This is a genomic window from Pseudonocardia sp. Ae331_Ps2, from assembly GCF_001932405.1.
In the GTDB taxonomy this organism is placed as follows: Bacteria; Actinomycetota; Actinomycetes; order Mycobacteriales; family Pseudonocardiaceae; genus Pseudonocardia.
In genome coordinates this window covers 3,680,572-3,702,008 of record NZ_MCIM01000001.1, presented here as the reverse complement: position 1 = coordinate 3,702,008, position 21,437 = coordinate 3,680,572, and the positions used below count along the sequence as shown (strand labels likewise).

Genomic DNA, 21,437 nt, shown 5'->3' with positions numbered 1-21,437 from the left:
ATGACACTCCTCGGTACTTCGAACGATCAGGTCTGCCCACCGGGGAGCGGGCTCACGGGGAGCCGCCGCTCAGTCGGTGGAGGGCAGGCGCTCACGGAGCGCCGCCCAACGAGGATCCAGTGTCTCATGCCCGTGATCCGATGGGAGATCGGCCCACCTCTCCCCGCACTCGACGCACAGACCAGGGCAGTCCTCGCGGCACAGCGGTGCCATCGGCAGCTCGGTCACGATCGCGTCGCGCACGGCCTGGGTGAGGTCGATGCGCTCGTCGACCAGGCGCGGGATCTCGTCGGCGTCGGTGGTCTCCTCGGTGACCGAGTCCGGATAGGCGAACAGCTCGCCGATCCGGACCTGCACGTCCTCCCCGATCGGCTCCAGGCAGCGCGAGCACTCCCCCGCCAGCCGGGCGTCGGCGGTGCCGGAGACGTAGACGCCCTCGGTCACCGACTCCAGGGACACGTCGAGCTCGACGTCGGACCCGCCGGGGACCGTGATCACCCCGGTCAAGCCGATCTCGGCGTCGCCGGACGGCGCGGGGACCGTGCGGGCCACGGTGCGCTGGTTGCCGGGGCGGCGGGCCAGCTCGCGGGTGGAGAGGACCCAGGGGTTGTCGTCGGGACGGTTCTGGCTGCGCGCGGTGTTCATCTCGCCGACCAGCGTACGCGGCCCGGTCAGTCGCGTCGTCGCACGTCGAACGCGTCGGCGACCAGGGCGCCCAGCTCCAGGAACGCGTCCGCGGTGGCCGGCCGGAGCCGGGCCGGGTCGATCCGCCCGCCGGTGGCCAGGTGCGGGTCGTGCGGCACCTCGACGACGCCGCGCACCCGCTGGGCGAAGTGCTCGCGGATCCGGGCGGCGTCGACCTCGGCGCTGCGCCGGTCGCAGGACAGCACGACCACCGCGTTGCGGACGAGGTCGCCGTGGCCGTGCGCGACCAGCCAGTCCAGCGTCTTGCTGGCCCGGCCCGCCCCGTCGACGGTGGGGGCTCCCACGACGACCACCGAGTCGGCGCGCGCGAGGGTGCCCTGCATCGTGGAGTGCACCATCCCGGTGCCCGAGTCGGTGATGATGATGTTGAAGAAGCGGCCCAGCAGGTCGACGACGCGCTCGTACTCGTCGCGGGAGAACGCCTCACCGGAGGCGGGGTCCTGCTCCGAGGCCAGGACCTGCAGGCGCCCGGCGAGGCTCGTGTAGCGGGACACGTCGGTCCAGGTGCCGACACCCTCCAGGTCGTTCAGCAGCTCGCGGACGGTGATCCGGGAGTCGCCGGTCAGCCGGTCGGCGAGCGTGCCGGCGTCGGGGTTCGCGTCGAGGACGACGGCCCGGTCCCCTCGGTGCTCGGCCAGCGCCTGCCCGAGGCAGGCCGCGACCGTGGTCTTGCCGACGCCGCCCTTCACCGACATGACCGCCACCCGGTGCGCACCGGCCAGTGGTGCGCGGACCCGGGCCAGCATCCCGGTGCGGAGCTCCTCGGCGTCGCTGGGGCCGGGGTTCACCCGGCCACCGGTGATGTCGTAGAGGGCACGACGCCAACCGGTGCGCGGCCGGTCGGGCCGGGGCCGCAGCATGGAGTCCTCACGCAGGTCCGCCGCGGCCGCCCCGGCGTTCCCACGCCGAGCCTCGGAGCGGGGCAGCTCGGGACGCGGGGCCTCGGGGGGCGGGGCCGGGTTCGTCACGGGGGGTCCTTCCAGCCGGTGCCCATAGCGTTCCCACCAGGTCGTCGGGTCGGGTTCGGGCCGGCGTGCCATGCGCGGGAGAGTAGTACGGCGGGTGACCTGGATTCCTGCTTCCGGCGTATCCGATCACAGTGACTGCCCGCGGTGAAGCACCTGCGCCGCAGCCGTTGCCGCGATCACCCGGCCGCGCGGGCCGCCTGCCGGGTCGCGCCGGGGGTCTCGCCGAGCACGGCCCGGTAGCGACGGGTGAAGTGGGCCTGGTCGGCGTAGCCGAGTTCGGCGGCCAGCCCGGCCAGCGCGGCGTCCGGGTCGGTCCGGAGCACCGCGGCGGCGTGCTGCAGGCGACGGCACTCGATCAGCCACAGCGGGGTCAGCCCGATGTGGCCGCGGACCAGCCGTTCCAGCGTCCGCGGCGCGACGCCGACGAGCTCGGCGAGCTGGTCGGCGCGCACGACGTCGGTGCGGGACTCGGCCAGCGCGCAGGCCCGGTTGACCAGGCGTCCGGCGTCGGTGACCCGGTCGGCCAGCGGGGCGAGCCAGTCCCGCACCGTCGCGGCCGGGTCGCCGCACGCCACGGCCGTGGTCAGCTCCGCCACCGGCGCGGGGTGGACCTCCTCGTCGGCGCCACGCAGTGCGGCCGGTGCGGTGGCGGTGAACAGCGGGGTCGCGCCGGGCCGGAGCAGCACGCCGACGACCCAGGACCGCCCGGTCAGCTCCCGGACGTCGACGCCGGTGCGCGGCCCGTGCAGTATCGCGGTGACCGGGTCGGTGACGAGGTTGAACGCCGGGTACTGCAGCACCCGCTGGCGCACCGTGCGCCCGGGCGGCACGTCCCAGCGGGCGGTCCACACCCAGCGCACGAGGTCGTCGAGCCCGATCCGGACCCGGTCGAGCGCGACCTCCGGGGCGCCCGGGTTCAGGTGCCCGCGCGACTCGACGGTCATCGGCCACTCCTGTCGGCAATGTTCAATCCGCCTGTGTCGCGGGGCGGGCACGCTCGTCCCATGGAGCTCACGAGCAGCGTCACCGGCACCCACACCACCGACGGCCGCCCGCACGGGGTCACCTCGATCACCCCACACCTGGTGGCCTCGCCCGCCCGCGCGGCGATCGAACTCTACTGTGCCGCCTTCGGGGCCCGGGTGCTCTCGGTCACCGAGATGGGCGACATGATCGGGCACGCCGAGCTGGAGCTGGCGGCCGGCCGGTTCACCGTCTCCGACGCGATGCCCGACTACGGCCTCGTCGCCGCCCCGGCGGGCGACCACCCGGTGTCGCTGTCGCTCGCGGTGTACGTGCCCGACACCGACGCGGCCGTCGCCACGCTGGCCGAGGCCGGGTCGACCGTGCGGGAGCCGGTCTCGACGTTCGTGTCCGGGGACCGGTTCGACTCGGTCGTCGACCCGTACGGGGTGCGGTGGGCGGTGATGACCCGGGTGGAGGACCTGTCGCCGGAGGAGAGCGCACGGCGGGTCACCGAGTGGGCGGCGGAGCAGGGCTGACGGTGGGGCGAGCGGGGCCCCGATCGGCGCGCCGGCGTCCCGGCCGCCGCCGACGGCATACGGCAGGGCCGGCCGGGGCCTCGGCCCTGCCGTGGTCCGGGGTGCCGGCGCATCGTGTTCCCGCCCGTACCTGCCACGCGGGACCGGCACCGTTCTCGCAGCTCACGAGTTCGCAATGGTGAACGAGAACTAGAGATCGAACTAATGTTCGAGTACCATCGACGAGGTGACCGCGACCCAGGAGCCACCCGCCCACGCCACCGGCGTGGGCTCCGGCAGGTTCCGCTCCGGTGACCTCGCCCTGATCCAGCTCCTGATAGACCAGGCGATCGGCGACGACACCACCCTGCTCTCCGAGACAGACCTGATCGACCAGATCCAGCAGATCGAGTCCGTCCAGGCCTCCCTCGCCGCACTCCAGTCCACCCGCATCCGGGCGTTCGCCCGAGCCCACGTCGAGAACCACCTCACCGACGACCAGACCGACGGGACCGACCGCGCCCGGACCGCCCCCGAGCGGCTCCACCGCAGCGTCGTCGCCCAGATCCAGCTCGCCTGCCGGATCTCCACCACCGAAGCCCGCACCCGCGTGGCCAACACCCGCGACCTGCACTCCGGGCTCGACCACGTCCGCGGCCTGCACACCGCCGGGGAGCTCAGCGCCGCCAAAGTCACCGCCATCGCCGTCGAATGCCGCGACCTCGACCCACACCAGCGCAGACACCTCGACACCCGCCTCGCCACACACGACCTCACCCGGCTCGGCATCGGCCGACTCCGCACCATGACCCGCCGCATGGTCGCCGAGATCGCGCCCGAACGCTTCCGAGCCCGCGTCCACACCGCCACAGCCGAACGCCGAGTCACCCTGCGCCCGGCACCGGACGCGATGAGCTACCTCACCGCCTACCTCACCGCCGCACAAGGCGCCGCCTGCCTCGCCGCACTCCAGAAAGCCTTCGTGCAGGCCCAGGTCGACCCGGCACCGCTGACCCGCAGCCGCGGACAGGTACACGCCGACACATTGGTCGAACGCGTCACCGGACAAGCCACCGCCACCGCGGTCAACCTCGAGGTCCAGGTCACCGTCCCCGTCCAGGCCCTGCTCGACCCCACCTCCCCACTCCCCGCAGAGATCCCCGGACTCGGACCCGTCCCCGCCGACCTGCTCGCCACCAGCGACGGCACCGCATCCCTACGGCGGCTACTCACCGACCACGGCCTGGTCATCGGCGGCGACTCACGCCAACGCACCTTCACCGGCCTCCTCGCCACCCTCGTCAAAGCCCGAGCGAACAACCGGTGCACCGAGCCCTACTGCGACGCCCCCGCCCGCCACATCGACCACATCCACCGGGCCGCCGACGGCGGACACACCGAACTCGACAACGGACGCGGGGTGTGCGAGTTCCACAACCACATCCGCGAACAACCCGGATGGCACGTGGCCCGCGGTCCGGACGGGGTCACGACCACGACACCCACCGGGCACACCTACCGCGGGCCGGACTGACCCGACCCGGTGTCGGCGGCCGTCAGTCGATCAGGTCCATCCCGGTGCCGGTGCGACCCTGCTCCGGGGGCAGCCCGCCGCCGTAGTTCGGGCCGTACTGACCGCGCCAGATCTGGCTGCGCCCGCGCCCGACGACGCCCAGCGCGTTGTTCAGGGTGGTCTCCAGCTCGCCGAGGGTGGTGTCGACGTAGTCGTCGCACTCGCGGCGCAGCCGGTCGGCCTCGGCGTGCGCGCCGTCGACGATCCGGCCGGCCTCGGCGTGCGCGGCACGGACGACCTCGGTCTGGGACACCAGCCGGGTCTGCTCGTTCTGCCCGTCGGCGATGAGCCGGTCGTGCGCGGCCCGGCCGGCGTGGCTCATCCGCTCGGCCTCGTCACGGGCCCGGTCGGTGAGTTCGGCGTACTGACGGCGGCCCTCGGCGACGGCGCGCTCCGCCTCGTGGCGGGCCTCGGCCAGGGTGCGCCCGGCCTCCTCCTGCGCCTCGGCGACGAGCCGCTCGGCCTCGGTGCGCGCGTTCTGCAGCGTCTCCTCGGCCTCGGAGTTCGCCGCGGTCCGGGTCTCCTCCGCCTCGCGCTCGGCCTCGGACACGATGTCGTCGCGCCGGTCGAGCACGTCCTGGGCGTCGTCCATCTCGCCCGGGATCGCCTCGCGGACGTCGTCGAGCAGCTCCAGCACGTCGCCGCGCGGGACCACGCAGTTCGACGTCATCGGGACGCTGCGCGCCTCCTCGACGATCGTCACCAGCGCGTCCAGCGACTCGAAGACCCGGTACACGCGAGCGATCCTCTCACCGTCGCGGGCGCGGACCCGTTATTCGGCGCCGCTCCCGCGTGTCAAGTTCCGACCGGGTGAGCCTTGCAGGGGTCCGGGCTCAGCCGGACAGGCGCTCCAGCAGCCGGGTGTGCACGCTCGGCGGGAGGAACGCGGTGACGTCGCCGCCGCCGCGGGCGACCTCCTTGACCAGCGAGCTCGACACGTAGACCTGACCGGGCGCGCCGGGCAGGAACAGCGTCTCGACCCCGGTCAGGTGCCGGTTCATGTGCGCCATCGGCAGCTCGTAGTCGTAGTCCGTCGCGCCGCGCAGGCCCTTGACCATCGCCCGGGCGCCGCGCTCACGGCAGTAGTCGACGACGAGGCCCTGGAACGACTCGACCCGCACGCCCAGCAGGTCCGCGGTGATCTCGGTGAGCATCACGACACGCTCGTCGACGGAGAACAGCCCCTCCTTGCGGGGGTTCACGAGGATCGCGACGAACACCTCGTCGAACAGCCCCGCGGTGCGGGCGATGACGTCGAGATGCCCCACCGTCGGCGGGTCGTAGGAACCGGGGCAGACGGCGCGGCGGACCTCGGGCATGGGGCGGAACCTATCAGCCGGTGATCACCGGTCAGGCCCAGCTCCGGTCGAGCGACATGTGCAGCTCGTAGCGGTCACCGCGGTAGTGGGACACGGTGTACTCGACCGGCCGGTCGCCGGAGCTGGCGGTCCGGTCGAACACCAGGACCGGGTGCCCGGCGGGGATCCCGAGCAGGACCGCCGAGGCCTCGTCGGCCTGCCGGGCGGCGACGGTCTGCTCGGCGCGGTCGATGGGGAGCCGGTAGTGGTCCTGCAGGATCTTGTAGACCGAGCCGCTGAGGTCGTGGGCGTCGAGGTCGGGGACCCGCTCGGCGTCGTACCAGGCGTCGTCGATCGACATCGGCACCCCCTCGGCGACACGCAGCCGCCGCAGGTGCCAGCACCGGTCGTCGGGACCCTGGCCGAGCGCACGGACGGCCTCCGGCGGCCCGGTGGTGCAGGCGACCTCGAGGACGACCGTGGTCGGGGTGAGTCCGAGCCGGCGCATGTCGTCGTGGAAGGACGCGAGGTGCAGCCGGGAGCGCGCGGTGCGGGCGGCGACGTAGGTGCCCTTGCCGCGGACCCGGGTCAGCAGCCCGTCGCGCTCCAGCTCGCCGACGGCGGCCCGCACCGTCACCCGGCTCACGCCGTGGTCCAGACACAGCCTGCGCTCGCTGGGGAAGGGGTCGCCCGGTGAGAAGTCCCGCGCGATCGTCTCCGCGAGCAGGGTGCGGAGCTGCTCGTGCTTGGGCACGACCCCGTCGCCGATCCGGACCTCGCCGTTCATGGTGCCGTCCACCGTAGCCACTACCGCCCCCGTCCCGGTGCGCCGACCTGCCCGGCCGCGACGGGCCCGGCCCGCTCCCCGGCGGCCGCCCGGTCGAGCACGAGCGTGCAGTGCGGGTGGGTGCGCAGCACGGTCGCGGGCACGTCGGTCGTGACCGGTCCGGACACCGTCGCCGCCACGGCTGCGCGCTTGCCCTCCCCGGTCGCGACGAGCACGATCCGCCGCGCGCCGGTGATGGTGGCCAGCCCCTGGGTGAGTACCCGGTGCGGCACATCGGCCGGACGGTCGAAGAACCGTGCGTTGTCGGCGCGGGTCCGCTCGGTCAGCGTCGTGACCCGGGTGCGCGAGTCGAACGCCGAGCCGGGCTCGTTGAACCCAATGTGGCCGTTCCCGCCGATGCCCAGGATCTGCAGGTCCACCGGGCCGTGCGCGGCGAGCAGCCGCTCGTAGTCTGCGGCGGCCGCCTCCGGGTCGGCGCGGGTGCCGTCGGGGGCGTGCACCGCGGCCGGGTCGATGTCGAGGTGGTCGGTCAGCTCCCGGCGGATGACCTCGCGGTAGGACTGCGGATGCCCCGCGGGCAGGCCCAGGTACTCGTCGAGCAGGAACGCCCGCGCCCCGGCGAAGGACAGCCCCTCCTCGCGGTGCCGCCGGATCAGCTCGGCGTAGGCGGGCAGCGGGGAGCTTCCGGTGGCGAGCCCGAGGGTCGCCGGCCGGCCGGTGTCACGGGCCAGGACCTCGGCGACGGCGTCGGCGACCGCCCGCCCGCAGGCCCGTGGGTCGTCGAGGACCACGATCTCCATCACGCACCCCCACCGATGACGGGCTCCCCGGCACGCAGCACGTGGCGCGGCCGCAGGTCCGCGTCGGTGACGAGCACGTCGGCGCGGTGGCCCGGGACCAGCGACCCGACCTCGCCGTCGAGCCCGAGGAGCCGGGCCGGCGTGCGGGTCGCGGCGAGCACCGCGTCCGGCAGCCGGACCCCCGCGTCGCGCACCGTGGCCCGGACGACGTCGACCAGGCACGCGGTGCCGCCGGCGATGGGCCCGTCCGGGATCCGGGCGACACCGTCGTCCACCCGGACCTGCATCGTGCCCAGGCGGTACTGGCCGTCGGGCATCCCGGCCGCGGCCATCGCGTCGGTGACCAGCGCGACCCGGTCCGGCCCGACGAGGTCGAACACCGCGGCGACGGTCTCCGCGGCCAGGTGCACCCCGTCCGCGACGAGCTCCACGACGAGCTCGCCCCGCGCGGCCGCCGCCAGGCACGCCGCGGCCGGCCCGGGCGCCCGGTGGTGCACCGGGGGCATCGCGTTGAACAGGTGGGTGGCGCTCATCGGCGCCCCGCCGGCCCGTTCGATCCCGGACGCGGTGGTGCGGGCGTCGGCGTCGGTGTGGCCGATGCTCGGCAGCACGCCGTGCGTGGCGAGTACCGCGAGCAGGTCCGCCGCGTGCGCGGTCTCCGGCGCGTAGGTCACCGACGCGACGGCGCCGTCGGCCTTGGTCAGCAGCTCGTCGAGCAGCACGGGGTCGCCCGGGAGGATCGCGCGCGGGTCGTGCGCGCCGCACCGCGCGGTGGCCAGGAACGGGCCCTCCAGGTGGATCCCGGCGAGGTCCCCGGCGACGACGAGCGGGCGCAGCGTCGCGATCCGTTCCGCCAGCACGTCCGGCGAGGCCGAGACGAGCGAGGCGACCGTCGTCGTCGTGCCGTGCGCCCGGTGGTGGGCGACGGCCGCCGCGGCCCCGGCCGCCGTCGCGTCCGGGAAGCCGTGTCCGGCACCGCCGTGGTCGTGCACGTCGACCAGCCCGGGCAGCAGCAGCGACGACGACGCGGGCGGGAGCGGACCGTCGTACGCCGTGGCCGGGACGACCGCGACGATCCGGTCCCCCGCGATCGCGACGACCGAGTCCGGGAGCAGCCGGCCGTCGGTGACGACGGTGCCGCGCAGCACGCGGTCCGCCGTCACGCGTCGTGGTCCGTCTCGAGCAGCGCCACGAGGCCGTCCAGCGCGGCGGGTGCGTCGTCGCCGGTGGCCCGCAGGACGACCTCGTCGCCGAAGACGACGCCGAGAGTCATGAGCCCGAGGACGCTGCGGGCGTCGACCGGGTCCTTCCCCTGCGTCGCGACGGTGACGTCCAGTCCGGTGGCGCCTGCCGCGCGGGCGAACAGCGCGGCCGGGCGGGCGTGCAGCCCCACCCGGGACGCGACGACGGCGGTGCGGGTGTGCACGGTGCTCTCCTGCTCCTCGTGGGTGGTCACCGGTCGGCCCGCCCGGCGGTGTCGGTGTCGCCGGCGGCCCCGGTGGTCCCGGCGCTCTCGGTGGTCGCGGCCGTGACGGTGGCCGGTGTGGTCTCGGTGCCGGTGGTCTCGTCGTCCTCCCGGCCGGGGGTGCGCAGGTTCCAGCGGCGGATCACGAAGCGGAACAGCACGTAGTAGACGACGGCGTAGGCCAGCCCGATCGGGATCAGCCACAGCGGCCGGGTGGACTGGCCGAAGTTGAGGACATAGTCGATCGCGCCGGCGGAGAAGGCGAACCCGCTGTGGATGTCGAGCGCGTTGACCAGCGCGAGCGAGGTGCCGGTGAGCACCGCGTGGATCAGGTACAGCGGCCACGCGACGTAGACGAAGGCGTACTCGAGCGGCTCGGTGATGCCGGTGACGAAGGAGGTCAGCGCGACCGACACCATGATCCCGCCGACCAGCTTGCGCCGCTCCGGGCGGGCCTCGTGCCAGATCGCGAGTGCCGCGGCGGGCAGCGCGAACATCATGATCGGGAAGAAGCCGGTCATGAAGGTGCCCGCGGTCGGGTCACCCTGGAAGAACCGCTGCAGGTCGCCGTGCACCCCCTGGTAGTCCCCGATGAGGAACCAGACGACGTTGTTGACGATGTGGTGCAGCCCGATCGGCAGCAGCAGCCGGTTCACCAGGCCGAAGATCCCGCCGCCGACGACAGCGTTCTCCCCGACCACGGTGCCCAGCCCGGTCAGCCCGGCGTTGAAGACCGGGTAGACCAGGCTCATCACCGACGCGATCACCATCATCGAGACCGCGGTGAGGATCGGGACCAGCCGACGGCCGTTGAAGAAGCCGAGGAAGGTCGGCAGCGTCGTGCGGTGGAAGCGCTGCCACAGCAGCGCCGCGACGAGCCCCGCGACGATGCCGCCCAGCACCCCGAAGTCGATCGTGGCCTGCTCGCCCTTCGAGTCGAGCACCCCGGGCAGCAGCACCGGGGACAGCGCGGTGAACACCCCGTCCATGACGAGGTAGCCGACGAGGGCCGCCAGCGCGGTGGAACCGTCGGAGCGGCGCGCCCAGCCGATCGCGATGCCGACCGCGAAGATCATCGGGAGGTGGTCGAACAGCGCGCCGCCGGCCGCGGCGAGCACCGCCGCGGGCTGCTTCAGCGCCTCGACCCCGCCGAGCAGGTCGTCCTGCCCGAGACGCAGCAGCAGACCGGCCGCGGGCAGGACGGCGATCGGGAGCATCAGGCTCCGGCCGAGACGCTGCAGGCCGGCCAGCCCGGCCCGTCGTCGTACCGGTTCCGCTGTGGAGGTGCTCATGGGCTCGCACTCCTCGTGAGGTGTCGGCGACCGGGACCGGTGCGCGGGCGTTGTGGAGCCGCCGCGTCAGCCGGTACGGTCTGGTTATAACCAGTGAGGGTGCGGGGCGATCGCGGCACTGTCAAGACACTGGTCATGACCAGTAGTGACCGGAGAGCGGAGGAACCCCATGAGCAGGGCCGACGACATCGTGGCGGGGCTGGGCGGGCCCGGGAACATCACCGACATCGAGGCGTGCATCACCCGGCTGCGGACCGAGGTCGGCGACCCCGGCCTGGTCGACGACGCCGCGCTGAAGGCCGCCGGGGCGCACGGTGTGGTCCGGTCCGGGACCGTCGTGCAGGTCGTGATCGGGCCGGAGGCGGAGAACCTCTGCGACGACGTCCGGGACCTGTTGTGAGCTCCGTGCTCGCGCCCGTCGACGGGACCGTGGTCGGGCCGGCGGGGGTGCCGGACCCGGTGTTCCGCGACGAGCTGCTCGGCGGTGGGACGGCCGTCGAACCGTCCGCGGACGCCACCGAGGCGGTCGTGCTGGCCCCGGTCGGCGGGACGGTCGCGGCGCTGCACCCGCACGCCTTCGTCGTCGCCCCCGCCGACGGGCCCGGGGTGCTGGTGCACGTCGGGATCGACACGGTCTCGCTCGGCGGGGCCGGGTTCACCGTGCACGTCGCGAAGGGCGACGCGGTCGACCCGGGTAGCCCGGTGCTGACCGTCGACCTCGCCGCCGTGCGGGCTGCCGGACTGGCCGCGACCTGCCCGGTCGTCGTGCTGGACTCACCCGCCGGGTCGGTGAGCGCCCCCACCGGGCACACCGTGCGCGCCGGCGACGAGCTGTTCCGCCTGTGAGCGGCGCCGATGCAGTGGCCACCGTCCCCGACGGGGCCCCGGTCGTCTTCGACCTCGACGGCACCCTCGTGCGCAGCGAGCACGTGCACCGCCGGATCTGGGCCCGGTTCTTCGCCGAGTGGGGCGCCGAGGTCGACGACGACACCTACCGGCACCGGTTCATGGGCCGCCGCGCGGTCGACGTACTGCGCGAGGTCGTCGGGCCGTGGCGCGGCCAGGACCCCGACGAGCTCGCCGCGCAGCTGGCCGGGCACGGCTCCGCCCTCGCCGAGGACGTCGACGTCGTCCCCGGCGCACCCGCGCTGCTCCGCTCGCTGGCCGAGCGCGGGCACCGGCTCGCGGTGGTGACGAGCGCCCGTCGCAGCTGGGCGGACCGGGTGCTGGGTGACGTGCTCGGCGCGGCCCCGCTGGTCGAGCTGGTCGTCACCGCCGAGGACGTGGTGCGCGGCAAGCCGGACCCGGAGGGCTACCTCGCCGCATGCCGCCGGCTCGCCGCCGAACCGGGCGGCTGCGTCGCGTTCGAGGACTCCGTCGCCGGGGTGTCCTCGCTGGTCGCGGCCGGGATGGGCACCATCGTCGGGGTACGGACGACGGCCGGGGACGCGGAGCTGACCGCGGCCGGGGCGCACCGCACGGTGCCCGACCTGACGCCCGACCGGCTACTGGGCCCGGCGGCCTGATCCGGGCTCAGCCCACGAGCGAGCCGTGGTGCAGGACGGTGTCGCCGTAGCGGCGCGACCGGCCCGCGGTGAACCCCTCCGGCCAGCCGAACTCCCCCGACGCCTTCGCCCGCTCGACGACGACGGCCGCCCCGGGTGCGAGCCACCCGTGGGCGGCGGCGGCGCTCAGCCAGCCCGCGACCTCGTCGTCGGGCACCGCGTAGGGCGGGTCGACCAGCACGACGTCGAACGCCCGCGGCGCGGGCCCGGCCAGCACGGTCCCGGCCCGCCCCGCGACGACCGTCCCGCCGAGCCCGACCGCGGCCAGGTTGCGCCGCAGCACCCCCGCTGCCCGCTTGTCCGACTCGACGAACAGCGCCTCGGCGGCGCCCCGGGACAGCGCCTCCAGCCCCAGCGCGCCGGAGCCCGCGCACACGTCCAGCACGGCGGTCCCGTGCAGGCCCGGGTCGTGGTCGAGCGCGGAGAACAGCGCCTCCCGGACCCGGTCCGACGTCGGCCGGGTCCCCGACGGCGGCACGGCGAGCCGTCGTCCGCCCGCCGTGCCCGCGATCAGCCTGGTCATCGCTCCATCGTGCCGTGCGGCTCAGTCCAGCTCGACCAGCAGGTCCCCGCCCTCGACCTGGGTGACCTTCCCGATCGCGAGCCGCGTGACGGTGCCGGCCCGGTGCGCGGTGATCGACGCCTCCATCTTCATGGCCTCGATGGTGGCGACGGTCTGGCCGTCGTCGACGGTGTCGCCCTCCTCGACCTGCAGCGTCACGACACCGGCGAACGGGGCGGCGACGTGCGCGTCGTTGCCCTTCTCCGCCTTCTCCGCGGCCTTCACCTCGGTGGCGACCGACTCGTCGCGCACCGACACCGGGCGCAGCTGGCCGTTCAGGGTGGTCAGCAGGGTGCGGTAGCCGCGCTCGTCGGGCTCGGAGACGGCCTCCAGCTCGATGATCAGCGTGACGCCGGGCTCGAGGTCGACGGTGTGCTCGAGGTCCTCCTCCAGCCCGTAGAAGAAGTCCTTCGACGACAGCACCGCGGTGTTGCCGTACTGCTCGCGGTGGGTGTCGAAGTCCTTGGTCGGGCCGGGGAACAGCAGCCGGTTCAGCGTGCGGCGCCGGTCGTGGGCGAGGCCCTCGCGGTCGTCGCCGGACAGTTCCGCCTTCTCCGCCTCGGGGCTGCGGCCCTCCAGCGCGCGGGTCCGGAACGGCTCCGGCCAGCCCGCGGGCGGCGAACCCAGCTCACCGCGCAGGAACCCGATCACCGAGTCCGGGATGTCGAAGCTCGCCGGGTCCTTCTCGAAGTCCGCGGGCTCCACCCCGGCCCCGACCAGGTGCAGGGCCAGATCACCGACGACCTTCGACGACGGCGTCACCTTCACCAGCCGGCCCAGCATCCGGTCCGCGGCGGCGTAGCAGTCCTCGATCAGCTCGAACCGGTCGCCGAGGCCGAGCGCGATCGCCTGCTGGCGCAGGTTCGACAGCTGCCCGCCGGGGATCTCGTGGTGGTAGACCCGCCCGGTCGGCGACGCGAGCCCGGACTCGAACGGCGCGTAGACCTTGCGCACCGCCTCCCAGTACGGCTCCATGTCCCCGACCGCGGCCAGGCTCAGCCCGGTCGCACGCTCGGTGTGGTCGGTGGCCGCGACCAGCGCCGACAGCGACGGCTGGCTCGTGGTGCCGGCCATCGAGGCGACCGCGCCGTCGACGGCGTCGACCCCGGCGTCGATCGCCGCGACCAGCGTCGCGAGCTGACCGCCAGCGGTGTCGTGGGTGTGCAGGTGCACCGGGAGGTCGAAGCGTTCCCGCAGCGCCGTGACCAGCGTCCGCGCCGCAGGCGGGCGCAGCAGCCCGGCCATGTCCTTGATCGCCAGCACGTGCGCACCGGCCTCAACGATCTCCTCGGCCAGGCGCAGGTAGTAGTCCAGGGTGTAGAGCTTCTCCCCCGGGTCCGACAGGTCCGCGGTGTAGCAGAGCGCGACCTCGGCCAGCGCCGTGCCGGTGCCGCGGACGGCGTCGATGGCCGGACGCATCTGGGACACGTCGTTGAGGGCGTCGAAGATCCGGAAGACGTCCATGCCGGTGTCCGCCGCCTCCTGCACGAAGGCGTCGGTCACCTCCGTCGGGTACGGCGTGTAGCCGACCGTGTTGCGCCCGCGCAGCAGCATCTGGGTGCAGATGTTCGGCGCCGCCGCCTTGATCGCGGCGAGCCGGTCCCACGGGTCCTCGGCGAGGAAGCGCAGCGCGACGTCGTAGGTCGCACCGCCCCAGCACTCCAGCGACAGCAGCTCGGGCATGGTGCGCGCCACGTACGGCGCGACCGCGAGCAGGTCCCGGGTCCGGATCCGGGTCGCCAGCAGCGACTGGTGGGCGTCGCGGAACGTCGTGTCGGTGACCGCGACGGCGGTCTGCTCACGCAGCCGGCGCGCGAAGCCCTCGGGACCGAGCTCACGCAGCAGCTGCGCGGAGCCGTCCGGCGCCGGCGTCTCCAGGTCGACACCGACGGGCAGCTTGTCCACCGGCTCCACGACCAGCGGCCGGTCACCGTTGGGCTTGTTGACCGTGACCTCGCCCAGGTACTGCAGGATCCGCGAGCCGCGGTCGGCCGACGGGCGGGCCTTGAGCAGGTGCGGGCGCTCCTCGATGAAGCTGGTGGTCACCCGGCCCTGCTTGAAGTCCTCGTCCTCCAGCACGGCGGCCAGGAACGGCAGGTTCGTCGCCACACCGCGGATCCGGAACTCGGCCAGCGCGCGCCGGGCGCGCCGGGCGGCGTTGGCGAAGTCGTGGCCGTGGCAGGTCAGCTTGACCAGCATCGAGTCGAAGTGCGCCGAGACCTCGGCGCCGACGTGCACGGTGCCGCCGTCCAGGCGCACGCCCGGGCCGCCCGGGGAGCGGTAGACCGACAGTGTGCCGACGTCGGGGCGGAACTCGTTGGCCGGGTCCTCGGTGGTGATGCGGGTCTGCATCGCCGCACCGGTGAGGGTGATGTCGTCCTGGGTCAGCCGCAGCTCCGGCAGCGTGAGCCCGGAGGCGATCCGCAGCTGGGCGATGACCAGGTCGCGGTCGGTGACCTGCTCGGTGACCGTGTGCTCGACCTGGATCCGCGGGTTCATCTCGATGAAGTGGTGCTTGCCGCGCTCGTCGAGCAGGAACTCCACGGTGCCGGCGTTCACGTAGCCGATCGTCTTCGCGAAGTTCACCGCGTCGGCGCAGATCCGGTCCCGCAGCTCCGGGTCCAGGTTCGGGGCCGGGGCGATCTCGACGACCTTCTGGTGGCGGCGCTGCACCGAGCAGTCGCGCTCGTAGAGGTGCACGACGTTGCCCTCGGCGTCGGCGAGGATCTGGACCTCGATGTGGCGGGGGTTGACCACCGCCTGCTCCAGGAACACGGTGCCGTCGCCGAAGGCCGACTCCGCCTCCCGGCTCGCGGCCTCGATCGCGTCGCGCAGGTCGCCGGGCTCGGTGACCCGGCGCATCCCGCGCCCGCCGCCGCCGGCGACGGCCTTGACGAAGATCGGGAAGTCGATGTTCTCGGCGGCGGCGAGCAGCTCCTCGACGTCGTCGGAGGGGTCGGAGGACTCCAGCACCGGCACGCCGGCCTCGCGGGCGGCCGCCACGGCGCGGAACTTGTTGCCCGTCAGGTGCAGGACCTCGGTGGGCGGGCCGACGAAGGTGATGCCCTCCTCGGCGCAGGCACGGGCGAGGTCGGGGTTCTCCGACATGAAGCCGTATCCGGGGTAGACCGCGTCCGCGCCGGCCTTCTTCGCGGCGCGGATGACCTCCTCCACCGACAGGTACGCGCGGACCGGGTGACCCGGCTCACCGATCTGGTAGGACTCGTCGGCCTTCGCGCGGTGCAGCGAGTTGCGGTCCTCGTACGGGAACACCGCCACCGTCGAGACACCCAGCTCGAACGCGGCCCGGAACGCCCGGATGGCGATCTCGCCCCGGTTGGCCACCAGCACCTTGCGGAACATCGGTCTCCTCATCACGGTCGGCGACGAACCCCGTCGCGACAGGGGTTCCCCCGCGACGGACGCGTGATCCTGACACGATCGGAGCGGTCCCGACCACCGCTCGGGACGGGGTGCCCACCCAGCGGGACGACGCCCGGCTCCGTGAGGCACGTGGCGCGATCCGCCCACCTGGGGCACCGTGGACGGTGGTCCGGGGCGGAGGGGCGGTGGTGCCGGTGCTGACCGTGGTGGTCCAGCTCCTGTCGCTGGCGTTGCTGGTGATGGCCGTGGTCGGCGCCTACCGGCGGCTGCGCGCCGACCGCGGCCCGGCGGACGGTCCGGTGGCGGAACCGGTCCCGCGGCCTGCGCTGTCGCCCGACGCCGTCGCCGCCGAGCAGGCGTGGCGACGTGCACGGGCCGAGTTCCAGCGGCTGCGCGGCGAGTTCGCCGCGCACGAGGCCGACCCGCTGGCCGTGCTGCGCCGCCCGGCGCTGTCGGACACCACGGTGGCGGCCACCGCCCGGTTCGTCGACGCGTTCGCCGAGGCCCAGGCGCTGGACACCGACGGCTACCCGGGCGAGCCGCACGCCGCGACCCACGTGCGCGCCGTCGACGCCGCCCGCCGCGCCTGGACCGCCGCGGTGGACGCCGCCGACCGGATCCGGCTCGCCGGGCTGGACCCCGAGGAGCGGCGCACCGTCGAGCGCGTGGTGAAGCTGCTGACCACGGCGCGGGACTCCGACTCCGAACCAGAACGGCTCGCCGCCTACGGCCGCGCCCGCGCCGAGCTGGACCGCCTCGAGCGGTCCGGGCGGGTGCACCTGCCCCGCCCGGCCCGCGCCCGGCTCGACGCCGCGGCCCGCGGTGAGCTCCCCGGGCCGTGACCGGTCAGGACTTGTCCAGGTAGGCGGCCCGCTCCTCGTCGCCGAGGGTCTCGGCCACCAGGGCCCGCAGCCGCGGGTGGCCGGCCAGGCCCGGGTCCTCGGCGACCAGGTGCCGGGCGTAGACCTGGGCCTTCTCGATGACCTCGCCGTGGCGCAGCAGCGACAGCAGCTTGAGCCCCGAGCGGGACCCGGACTGGCTCGATCCGAGCACGTCGCCCTCGCGGCGCAGCTCCAGGTCCAGCCGGGCCAGCTCGAAGCCGTCGGTGGTCCCGGCGATCGCGTCGAGCCGCTCGCGGGCGGCGGTCGCGGCGGGCATGTCGGTGACCAGCAGGCACAGCCCGGGAGCGCTGCCCCGGCCGACCCGGCCGCGCAGCTGGTGCAGCTGGGACAGCCCGAACCGGTCCGCGTCGAGCAGCACGATCCCGGTCGCGTTCGGCACGTCGACGCCGACCTCGATCACCGTGGTCGCGACCAGCACGTCCAGCTCGGCGCGTTCGAAGGCCCGCATCACGGTGTCCTTCTCCTCCGGCGGGAGCTTGCCGTGCAGGATCCCGACCCGCAGACCGGCCAGCTTCTCGGAGATCAGCGGGGCGATGTCGAGCACCGCGAGCGGGGCGCGCCGCTCCTCGCCGCCGTCGTCGTCCGGCGGGGGCTCCTCGGTGTCCTCCTTCTCGGCGCCCTCCTTCTCGGCACCGCCGACCCGGGGGCACACGACGTAGCACTGGTGACCGGCCTCGACCTCCTCGCGGATCCGCTGCCAGACCCGCTCGATCCACGACGGGTGCTCCGCGAGCGGCACGACGGTCGTCGCGACCGGGGAACGGCCCTTCGGCAGCCCCTTCAGCTCGGACACGGCCAGGTCGCCGTAGACGGTCATGGCCACGGTGCGCGGGATCGGCGTGGCCGTCATGACCAGCATGTGCGGGGCCTTCTCCCCGCGGGCGCGCAGCGCGTCACGCTGCTCGACGCCGAAGCGGTGCTGCTCGTCGACCACGACCAGCCCCAGCTCGGCGAACCCGACGGTGTCCTGGATCAGCGCGTGGGTCCCGACGACGATCCCCGCCGCCCCGGACTGCGCGTCGAGCAGCGCCTGCCGTTTGGCCTTCGCCCCCATCGACCCGGTCAGCAGCGTCACCGCGGTCGCGTTCTCCGCCGCGCCGAGCTCGCCGCTGCGCCCGAGCGGGCCGAGCATCGCCCGCAGCGAGCGGGCGTGCTGGGCGGCGAGGACCTCGGTGGGGGCCAGCATCGCGGCCTGGGTGCCCGCGTCGACGGCCTGCAGCATCGCCCGCAGCGCGACGATCGTCTTGCCCGCGCCGACGTCGCCCTGCACGAGGCGGTTCATCGGGTGCTCCCGGGCGAGGTCCGCGGCGACCTGCTCACCCACCTCCTGCTGGCCCTCGGTGAGCGGGAACGGCAGGTTCGCGTCGAACGCGGCGAGCAGGCCGTCGTCGCGGCGCGGGCACACCGGGGCCGGCCGCGCGACGGTGGCCTCCCGGCGCAGCGCGAGCGCCAGCTGCACACCGAGCGCCTCGTCCCACACCAGGCGGTGCCGAGCGGCGAAGAGGTCGGCCTCGGTCTCGGGGACGTGGATGCGCCGCAGCGCCCGCCCCAGCTCGGGCAGCTTCTCCCGCTCGCGCAGCGACTCGGGCAGCGGGTCGGTCGGGTCGTCGATCTGGTCCAGCACCTGGCGGACCGACCGCGCGATCGCCTGCGAGGTCACCTTGGCGTTCGCCGGGTAGACCGACAGGAACGGGCGCAGCGAGTCGCTCTCCTCGATCTCCTCGAACTGCGGGTGGGTCAGCTGCAGCCGGTTGTTGAACACCCCGACCTTGCCGGAGAACACCCCGACGACGCCCTGCTTGATGAAGCCCTGCAGCTTCCAGCCGTTGAAGAAGGTGGCGTCGAGCTCGCCGCCCTTCTCGTCCCGGATGACGGCCTTGAGCATCTTCCCGCGCCGGTTGCGCATGTCCCGCAGCTCGGCCCGCGCGACCTGCGCGACGACCGTGACGTGCTCCCCCGCGACGAGACCGGCGATCTCGGTGAGCCTGCCGCGGTCGACGTAGCGGCGCGGGTAGTGCCGCAGCAGGTCGCCGACGGTCTCCAGCCCGAGCGGGGCCAGCGCGTCGGCGGCCTTGCGCCCGAGCGGCCCGTCGAGCCGGCTGTCGAGGTCGAACCCGTCGTCCATCTACTCCACTCCCAGCACCAGCGGGTAGTCGCCCTGCTCCCCCCGGTGCACCACGACGTCGACCTCCGGGTGGGTGCGGCGCAGGTCCTCGGCGAGCCGCTCCCCGAGCTCGTCGGGGGCGGCCGCGCCGAGCAGCACGGTCACCAGCTCCCCACCCGGAGTGAGCATGCGGTGAGCCAACCACAGGGCACCGACAGCGAGATCCGGGGCGATCAGCACGACCTCGCCGTCGGAGATCCCGAGGATCTCCCCCGGACGGCAGGGACCGGCCCAGGTGAGCGCCTCGGCCTCGGCGACGGCGAGCCCACCGGTCCGGGTGGCGGCCGCGGCCTCGGCCATCGCGACGACGTCGTCCGGGGCGCGACGGGCCGGGTCGTGCACCGCGAGCGCGGCCAGGCCCTGCAGCACCGAGCTCGCCGGGACCACCACGACGTCGATGCCCTCGAACCGCACCCGCTCGGCCGCGGTCTCGGTGACCGTGCGCCGGTGCGTCGCGCACGGCAGCACCACGACGTGCTCCGCACCGGTCGCCCGGATCGCGGCCAGGACCTCGTCGACGGTCGGGTCCGGGTCGGCGACCAGCACGTTCCCACCCGCGGCCCGGGCCAGCGCCCCGGCCCCGCTGCTCTCGATCATCAGCAGGACGGCGCGGTCCCGACTCGGCCGCGCCGGCGGCAGCGCCTCGATCCGGATCCCGGACGGGCGCCCCGCCGCGAGCCCCGCCTCGACCGCGGGCCCGGCCTCGGTGGTGTGGACGTGCACCATCACCCCGCCGCCGCCGCCGTCGCCGGCGAGGCCGACCGAGTCCCCGAGCCCGGCGAGCCGGGCGCGCAGCGTCTCCACCGCCGCCGGGTCGGGGGCGGGCAGCCAGTAGGTGACCTCGTAGACCGGCTGGGGCACCCACGGCACGAGCTCGCCGTCGGCGGTGACCGTCGAGGCCGGACCAGGCCCCGCCACCTGCGACGACGGCGGCGGCGCCGGATCACCGCCGGCCGCGGCGACCAGCGCGTCGAGGACGACGACCAGGCCGAGCCCGCCCGCGTCGACGACCCCGGCCCGCACGAGCTCCGGCGGGCGCCCGGTGGACCGGGCCAGCGCGGCCCGCGCCGCGTCCGCCGCGACGCGCGCGGCCTCGGCGAGGGCGACGGTCGTCCCGTGTCCCGCGTCCGTCCCGTGTCCCGCGTCGGCGGGGTCCGCGGGGTCGGCGGGGCCGGCGACCCGGGTGGGCGTCGCACCGGGGACCAGGGGCTCGGACGCAGGCCCGGACGCCGTACCGGCGGCGACCCGCGCCGCGACGGCCGCGGCGGCGGCGTCGAGCACGGTGAGTGCGGTCCCCGGACGCGGCGCGGACACCGCGACGGCCGCCAGCGCCGCCGCCCGCCGCAGCGCCCCGGCGAGCAGCTCACCGGCGGGGGTGTTCGGGCGTCGTGCCGCCGCGGCCTCCAGCTCCTCGGCCAGGCCCCGGAACAGCTGGGACAGGATCAGGCCGGAGTTCCCGCGGGCTCCGCGCACGGCGGCCGCGGCCAGGGCCGACGCGGCCCGCACCGGTCGGACGTCCTCGGCCGCGTCCCCGTCGAGCGGGGCCGAGGCGGCCGCGCGGGCGGTCAGCAGCAGGTTCGACCCGGTGTCGTGGTCGGCGACCGGGAAGACGTTGATGCGGTCGATCTCGGCCCGCCCGGCGGTGAGCCGCTCGGCGGCGGCGTCGATCCAACGGCGCAGCAGCGCGGGGTCGAACGGCGAGGCCACGGGCACCACACTAGGTGCGCGGCGGCCCCCGGTGCCGCGGGACGGCCCCGCGCGCCGGTCGCGACACGGGGGTGGCTAGACTTGAAGGCCGAGCCTCGGCACGTCCGTGCCGAGAATCTGTTCGTGAATCTGTTCGTCAACCCGAGGAGTGTCCGACGTGGCTGCCGTCTGCGACGTCTGTGGCAAGGGTCCGGGCTTCGGCATGTCCGTCTCGCACTCGCACCGCCGCACCCACCGCCGCTGGAACCCCAACATCCAGACGGTGCGCGCCGCGATCAACGGCGGCAACCGCCGTCGGATCAACGCCTGCACCTCCTGCCTGAAGGCGGGCAAGGTGACCCGCGTCTGAGTGCGCGAGACCCGAACCACGATCGAGGCCCGGTCCCCTGGGGACCGGGCCTTCGTCGTTCCCGGGGCGGCTCACTCGACCATGGACCGCCACCAGCTGCGGCGGGGACCGCGCACCGTGACCGACCCCATGCCGACCTTGCCGTGGACCACGACGTGCGGCCCGGCGGCCCCGGGCGTCGAGGGCACCTTGGTCTTCACCTCGCCCCAGGACGCCTTCGTGCCGTCGACGTCGGCGGTGCCGCCCTCGGGCAGGTCCGCCAGCGGCGGCCGCAGGTCCCGGGCGACGCGGGCGGCGTAGACCGCGTCGAGCCGTTCCTCCAGCTCGGCCAGCGTGATGCGGCCCTCACCGAGGGCGTCGTGCAGCCGGCGGGCCGCCGCCTCACGGTCGGCGTCCGATATGCGCATGTCCCCCGGGTCGTCCACCCGGTCCAGC

General features: G+C 74.6%; 22 protein-coding genes. 7 read left to right on the top strand and 15 right to left on the bottom strand.

Annotated features, from left to right (window positions below):
* Positions 1-69: 69 nt before the first annotated feature.
* The 3 genes from Ae331Ps2_RS17785 to Ae331Ps2_RS17775 form a co-directional block, all read right to left on the bottom strand.
* Entirely contained in the window at positions 70-645 is a 576-nt protein-coding gene (locus Ae331Ps2_RS17785) for a DUF177 domain-containing protein (protein WP_020626224.1), read from the bottom strand.
* Between the two features lie 26 nt (positions 646-671).
* The gene (locus Ae331Ps2_RS17780; protein WP_020626223.1) at positions 672-1,673 is read right to left on the bottom strand and encodes a MinD/ParA family protein; all 1,002 of its coding nucleotides are present in this window, start codon (positions 1,671-1,673) and stop codon (positions 672-674) included.
* A gap of 176 nt (positions 1,674-1,849) precedes the next feature.
* Positions 1,850-2,617 (bottom strand): helix-turn-helix domain-containing protein, encoded by a 768-nt coding sequence (locus Ae331Ps2_RS17775; RefSeq protein WP_075307639.1) that lies wholly within the window; start codon positions 2,615-2,617, stop codon positions 1,850-1,852.
* 60 nt (positions 2,618-2,677) lie between these two features.
* Between Ae331Ps2_RS17775 and Ae331Ps2_RS17770 the strand changes: the two genes are divergently transcribed.
* Both Ae331Ps2_RS17770 and Ae331Ps2_RS17765 read left to right on the top strand, forming a co-directional pair.
* A complete protein-coding gene (locus Ae331Ps2_RS17770; protein WP_075307641.1) occupies positions 2,678-3,175 on the top strand; it encodes a glyoxalase/bleomycin resistance/extradiol dioxygenase family protein in 498 nt (165 codons plus the stop codon).
* Between the two features lie 226 nt (positions 3,176-3,401).
* Entirely contained in the window at positions 3,402-4,688 is a 1,287-nt protein-coding gene (locus Ae331Ps2_RS17765; RefSeq protein WP_075307643.1) for a DUF222 domain-containing protein, read from the top strand.
* A 22-nt stretch (positions 4,689-4,710) separates the two neighbouring features.
* Here the strand turns inward: Ae331Ps2_RS17765 and Ae331Ps2_RS17760 are convergent, their stop codons facing one another.
* The 7 genes from Ae331Ps2_RS17760 to Ae331Ps2_RS17730 all read right to left on the bottom strand — a co-directional run bounded on the left by Ae331Ps2_RS17760 (position 4,711) and on the right by Ae331Ps2_RS17730 (position 10,369).
* Entirely contained in the window at positions 4,711-5,463 is a 753-nt protein-coding gene (locus Ae331Ps2_RS17760) for a DivIVA domain-containing protein (RefSeq protein WP_020626219.1), read from the bottom strand.
* A 97-nt stretch (positions 5,464-5,560) separates the two neighbouring features.
* Positions 5,561-6,046 (bottom strand): pantetheine-phosphate adenylyltransferase, encoded by a 486-nt coding sequence (gene coaD / locus Ae331Ps2_RS17755; protein WP_075307645.1) that lies wholly within the window; start codon positions 6,044-6,046, stop codon positions 5,561-5,563.
* A 31-nt stretch (positions 6,047-6,077) separates the two neighbouring features.
* Positions 6,078-6,812 (bottom strand): GntR family transcriptional regulator, encoded by a 735-nt coding sequence (locus tag Ae331Ps2_RS17750; RefSeq protein WP_075312148.1) that lies wholly within the window; start codon positions 6,810-6,812, stop codon positions 6,078-6,080.
* Between the two features lie 20 nt (positions 6,813-6,832).
* Positions 6,833-7,612 carry a glucosamine-6-phosphate deaminase gene (locus tag Ae331Ps2_RS17745; RefSeq protein WP_075307647.1) on the bottom strand — a complete coding sequence of 260 codons (780 nt, stop codon included), beginning with the start codon at positions 7,610-7,612 and terminating at the stop codon, positions 6,833-6,835.
* Positions 7,612-8,775: an N-acetylglucosamine-6-phosphate deacetylase gene (locus Ae331Ps2_RS17740; protein WP_075307649.1), complete on the bottom strand. Its 1,164-nt coding sequence runs from the start codon at positions 8,773-8,775 to the stop codon at positions 7,612-7,614. Before Ae331Ps2_RS17740 ends, Ae331Ps2_RS17745 begins: the two co-directional genes overlap by 1 nt.
* The gene (locus tag Ae331Ps2_RS17735; RefSeq protein WP_043280640.1) at positions 8,772-9,038 is read right to left on the bottom strand and encodes an HPr family phosphocarrier protein; all 267 of its coding nucleotides are present in this window, start codon (positions 9,036-9,038) and stop codon (positions 8,772-8,774) included. The genes Ae331Ps2_RS17740 and Ae331Ps2_RS17735 overlap by 4 nt, the downstream gene beginning before the upstream one ends.
* Positions 9,039-9,064: 26 nt before the next feature.
* Positions 9,065-10,369, bottom strand: a complete 1,305-nt coding sequence (locus Ae331Ps2_RS17730) for a PTS transporter subunit EIIC (RefSeq protein WP_075307651.1) — start codon at positions 10,367-10,369, stop codon at positions 9,065-9,067.
* A gap of 169 nt (positions 10,370-10,538) precedes the next feature.
* Between Ae331Ps2_RS17730 and Ae331Ps2_RS17725 the strand changes: the two genes are divergently transcribed.
* From Ae331Ps2_RS17725 to Ae331Ps2_RS17715, 3 genes are read left to right on the top strand one after another with little or no spacing between them, the layout of a single operon-like run.
* Positions 10,539-10,769 (top strand): glucose PTS transporter subunit EIIB, encoded by a 231-nt coding sequence (locus tag Ae331Ps2_RS17725; RefSeq protein WP_020626212.1) that lies wholly within the window; start codon positions 10,539-10,541, stop codon positions 10,767-10,769.
* The gene (locus tag Ae331Ps2_RS17720) at positions 10,766-11,215 is read left to right on the top strand and encodes a PTS glucose transporter subunit IIA (RefSeq protein WP_075307653.1); all 450 of its coding nucleotides are present in this window, start codon (positions 10,766-10,768) and stop codon (positions 11,213-11,215) included. The genes Ae331Ps2_RS17725 and Ae331Ps2_RS17720 overlap by 4 nt, the downstream gene beginning before the upstream one ends.
* Complete coding sequence (locus tag Ae331Ps2_RS17715) at positions 11,212-11,895, top strand: HAD family phosphatase (protein ID WP_158071461.1); 684 nt, start codon at positions 11,212-11,214, stop codon at positions 11,893-11,895. The genes Ae331Ps2_RS17720 and Ae331Ps2_RS17715 overlap by 4 nt, the downstream gene beginning before the upstream one ends.
* A gap of 7 nt (positions 11,896-11,902) precedes the next feature.
* Here Ae331Ps2_RS17715 and rsmD read toward each other — a convergent pair whose 3' ends face one another.
* A complete protein-coding gene (rsmD, locus tag Ae331Ps2_RS17710; protein WP_075307657.1) occupies positions 11,903-12,457 on the bottom strand; it encodes a 16S rRNA (guanine(966)-N(2))-methyltransferase RsmD in 555 nt (184 codons plus the stop codon).
* Between the two features lie 21 nt (positions 12,458-12,478).
* Positions 12,479-15,859, bottom strand: a complete 3,381-nt coding sequence (locus Ae331Ps2_RS17705) for a pyruvate carboxylase (protein WP_075307659.1) — start codon at positions 15,857-15,859, stop codon at positions 12,479-12,481.
* 206 nt (positions 15,860-16,065) lie between these two features.
* Between Ae331Ps2_RS17705 and Ae331Ps2_RS17700 the strand changes: the two genes are divergently transcribed.
* Complete coding sequence (locus Ae331Ps2_RS17700; protein WP_020626593.1) at positions 16,066-16,722, top strand: hypothetical protein; 657 nt, start codon at positions 16,066-16,068, stop codon at positions 16,720-16,722.
* Positions 16,723-16,726: 4 nt separating this feature from the next.
* Here the strand turns inward: Ae331Ps2_RS17700 and recG are convergent, their stop codons facing one another.
* The gene (gene recG, locus Ae331Ps2_RS17695; RefSeq protein WP_075307661.1) at positions 16,727-18,907 is read right to left on the bottom strand and encodes an ATP-dependent DNA helicase RecG; all 2,181 of its coding nucleotides are present in this window, start codon (positions 18,905-18,907) and stop codon (positions 16,727-16,729) included.
* The gene (locus Ae331Ps2_RS17690) at positions 18,908-20,653 is read right to left on the bottom strand and encodes a DAK2 domain-containing protein (protein ID WP_075312150.1); all 1,746 of its coding nucleotides are present in this window, start codon (positions 20,651-20,653) and stop codon (positions 18,908-18,910) included.
* 157 nt (positions 20,654-20,810) lie between these two features.
* On the opposite strand from Ae331Ps2_RS17690, the gene rpmB reads away from it, so the two are divergent.
* Positions 20,811-21,002 carry a 50S ribosomal protein L28 gene (gene rpmB / locus Ae331Ps2_RS17685; protein WP_020627372.1) on the top strand — a complete coding sequence of 64 codons (192 nt, stop codon included), beginning with the start codon at positions 20,811-20,813 and terminating at the stop codon, positions 21,000-21,002.
* 71 nt (positions 21,003-21,073) lie between these two features.
* Here the strand turns inward: rpmB and Ae331Ps2_RS34290 are convergent, their stop codons facing one another.
* Positions 21,074-21,427 (bottom strand): DUF1707 domain-containing protein, encoded by a 354-nt coding sequence (locus tag Ae331Ps2_RS34290; protein ID WP_371335636.1) that lies wholly within the window; start codon positions 21,425-21,427, stop codon positions 21,074-21,076.
* Between the last annotated feature and the right edge of the window lie 10 nt (positions 21,428-21,437).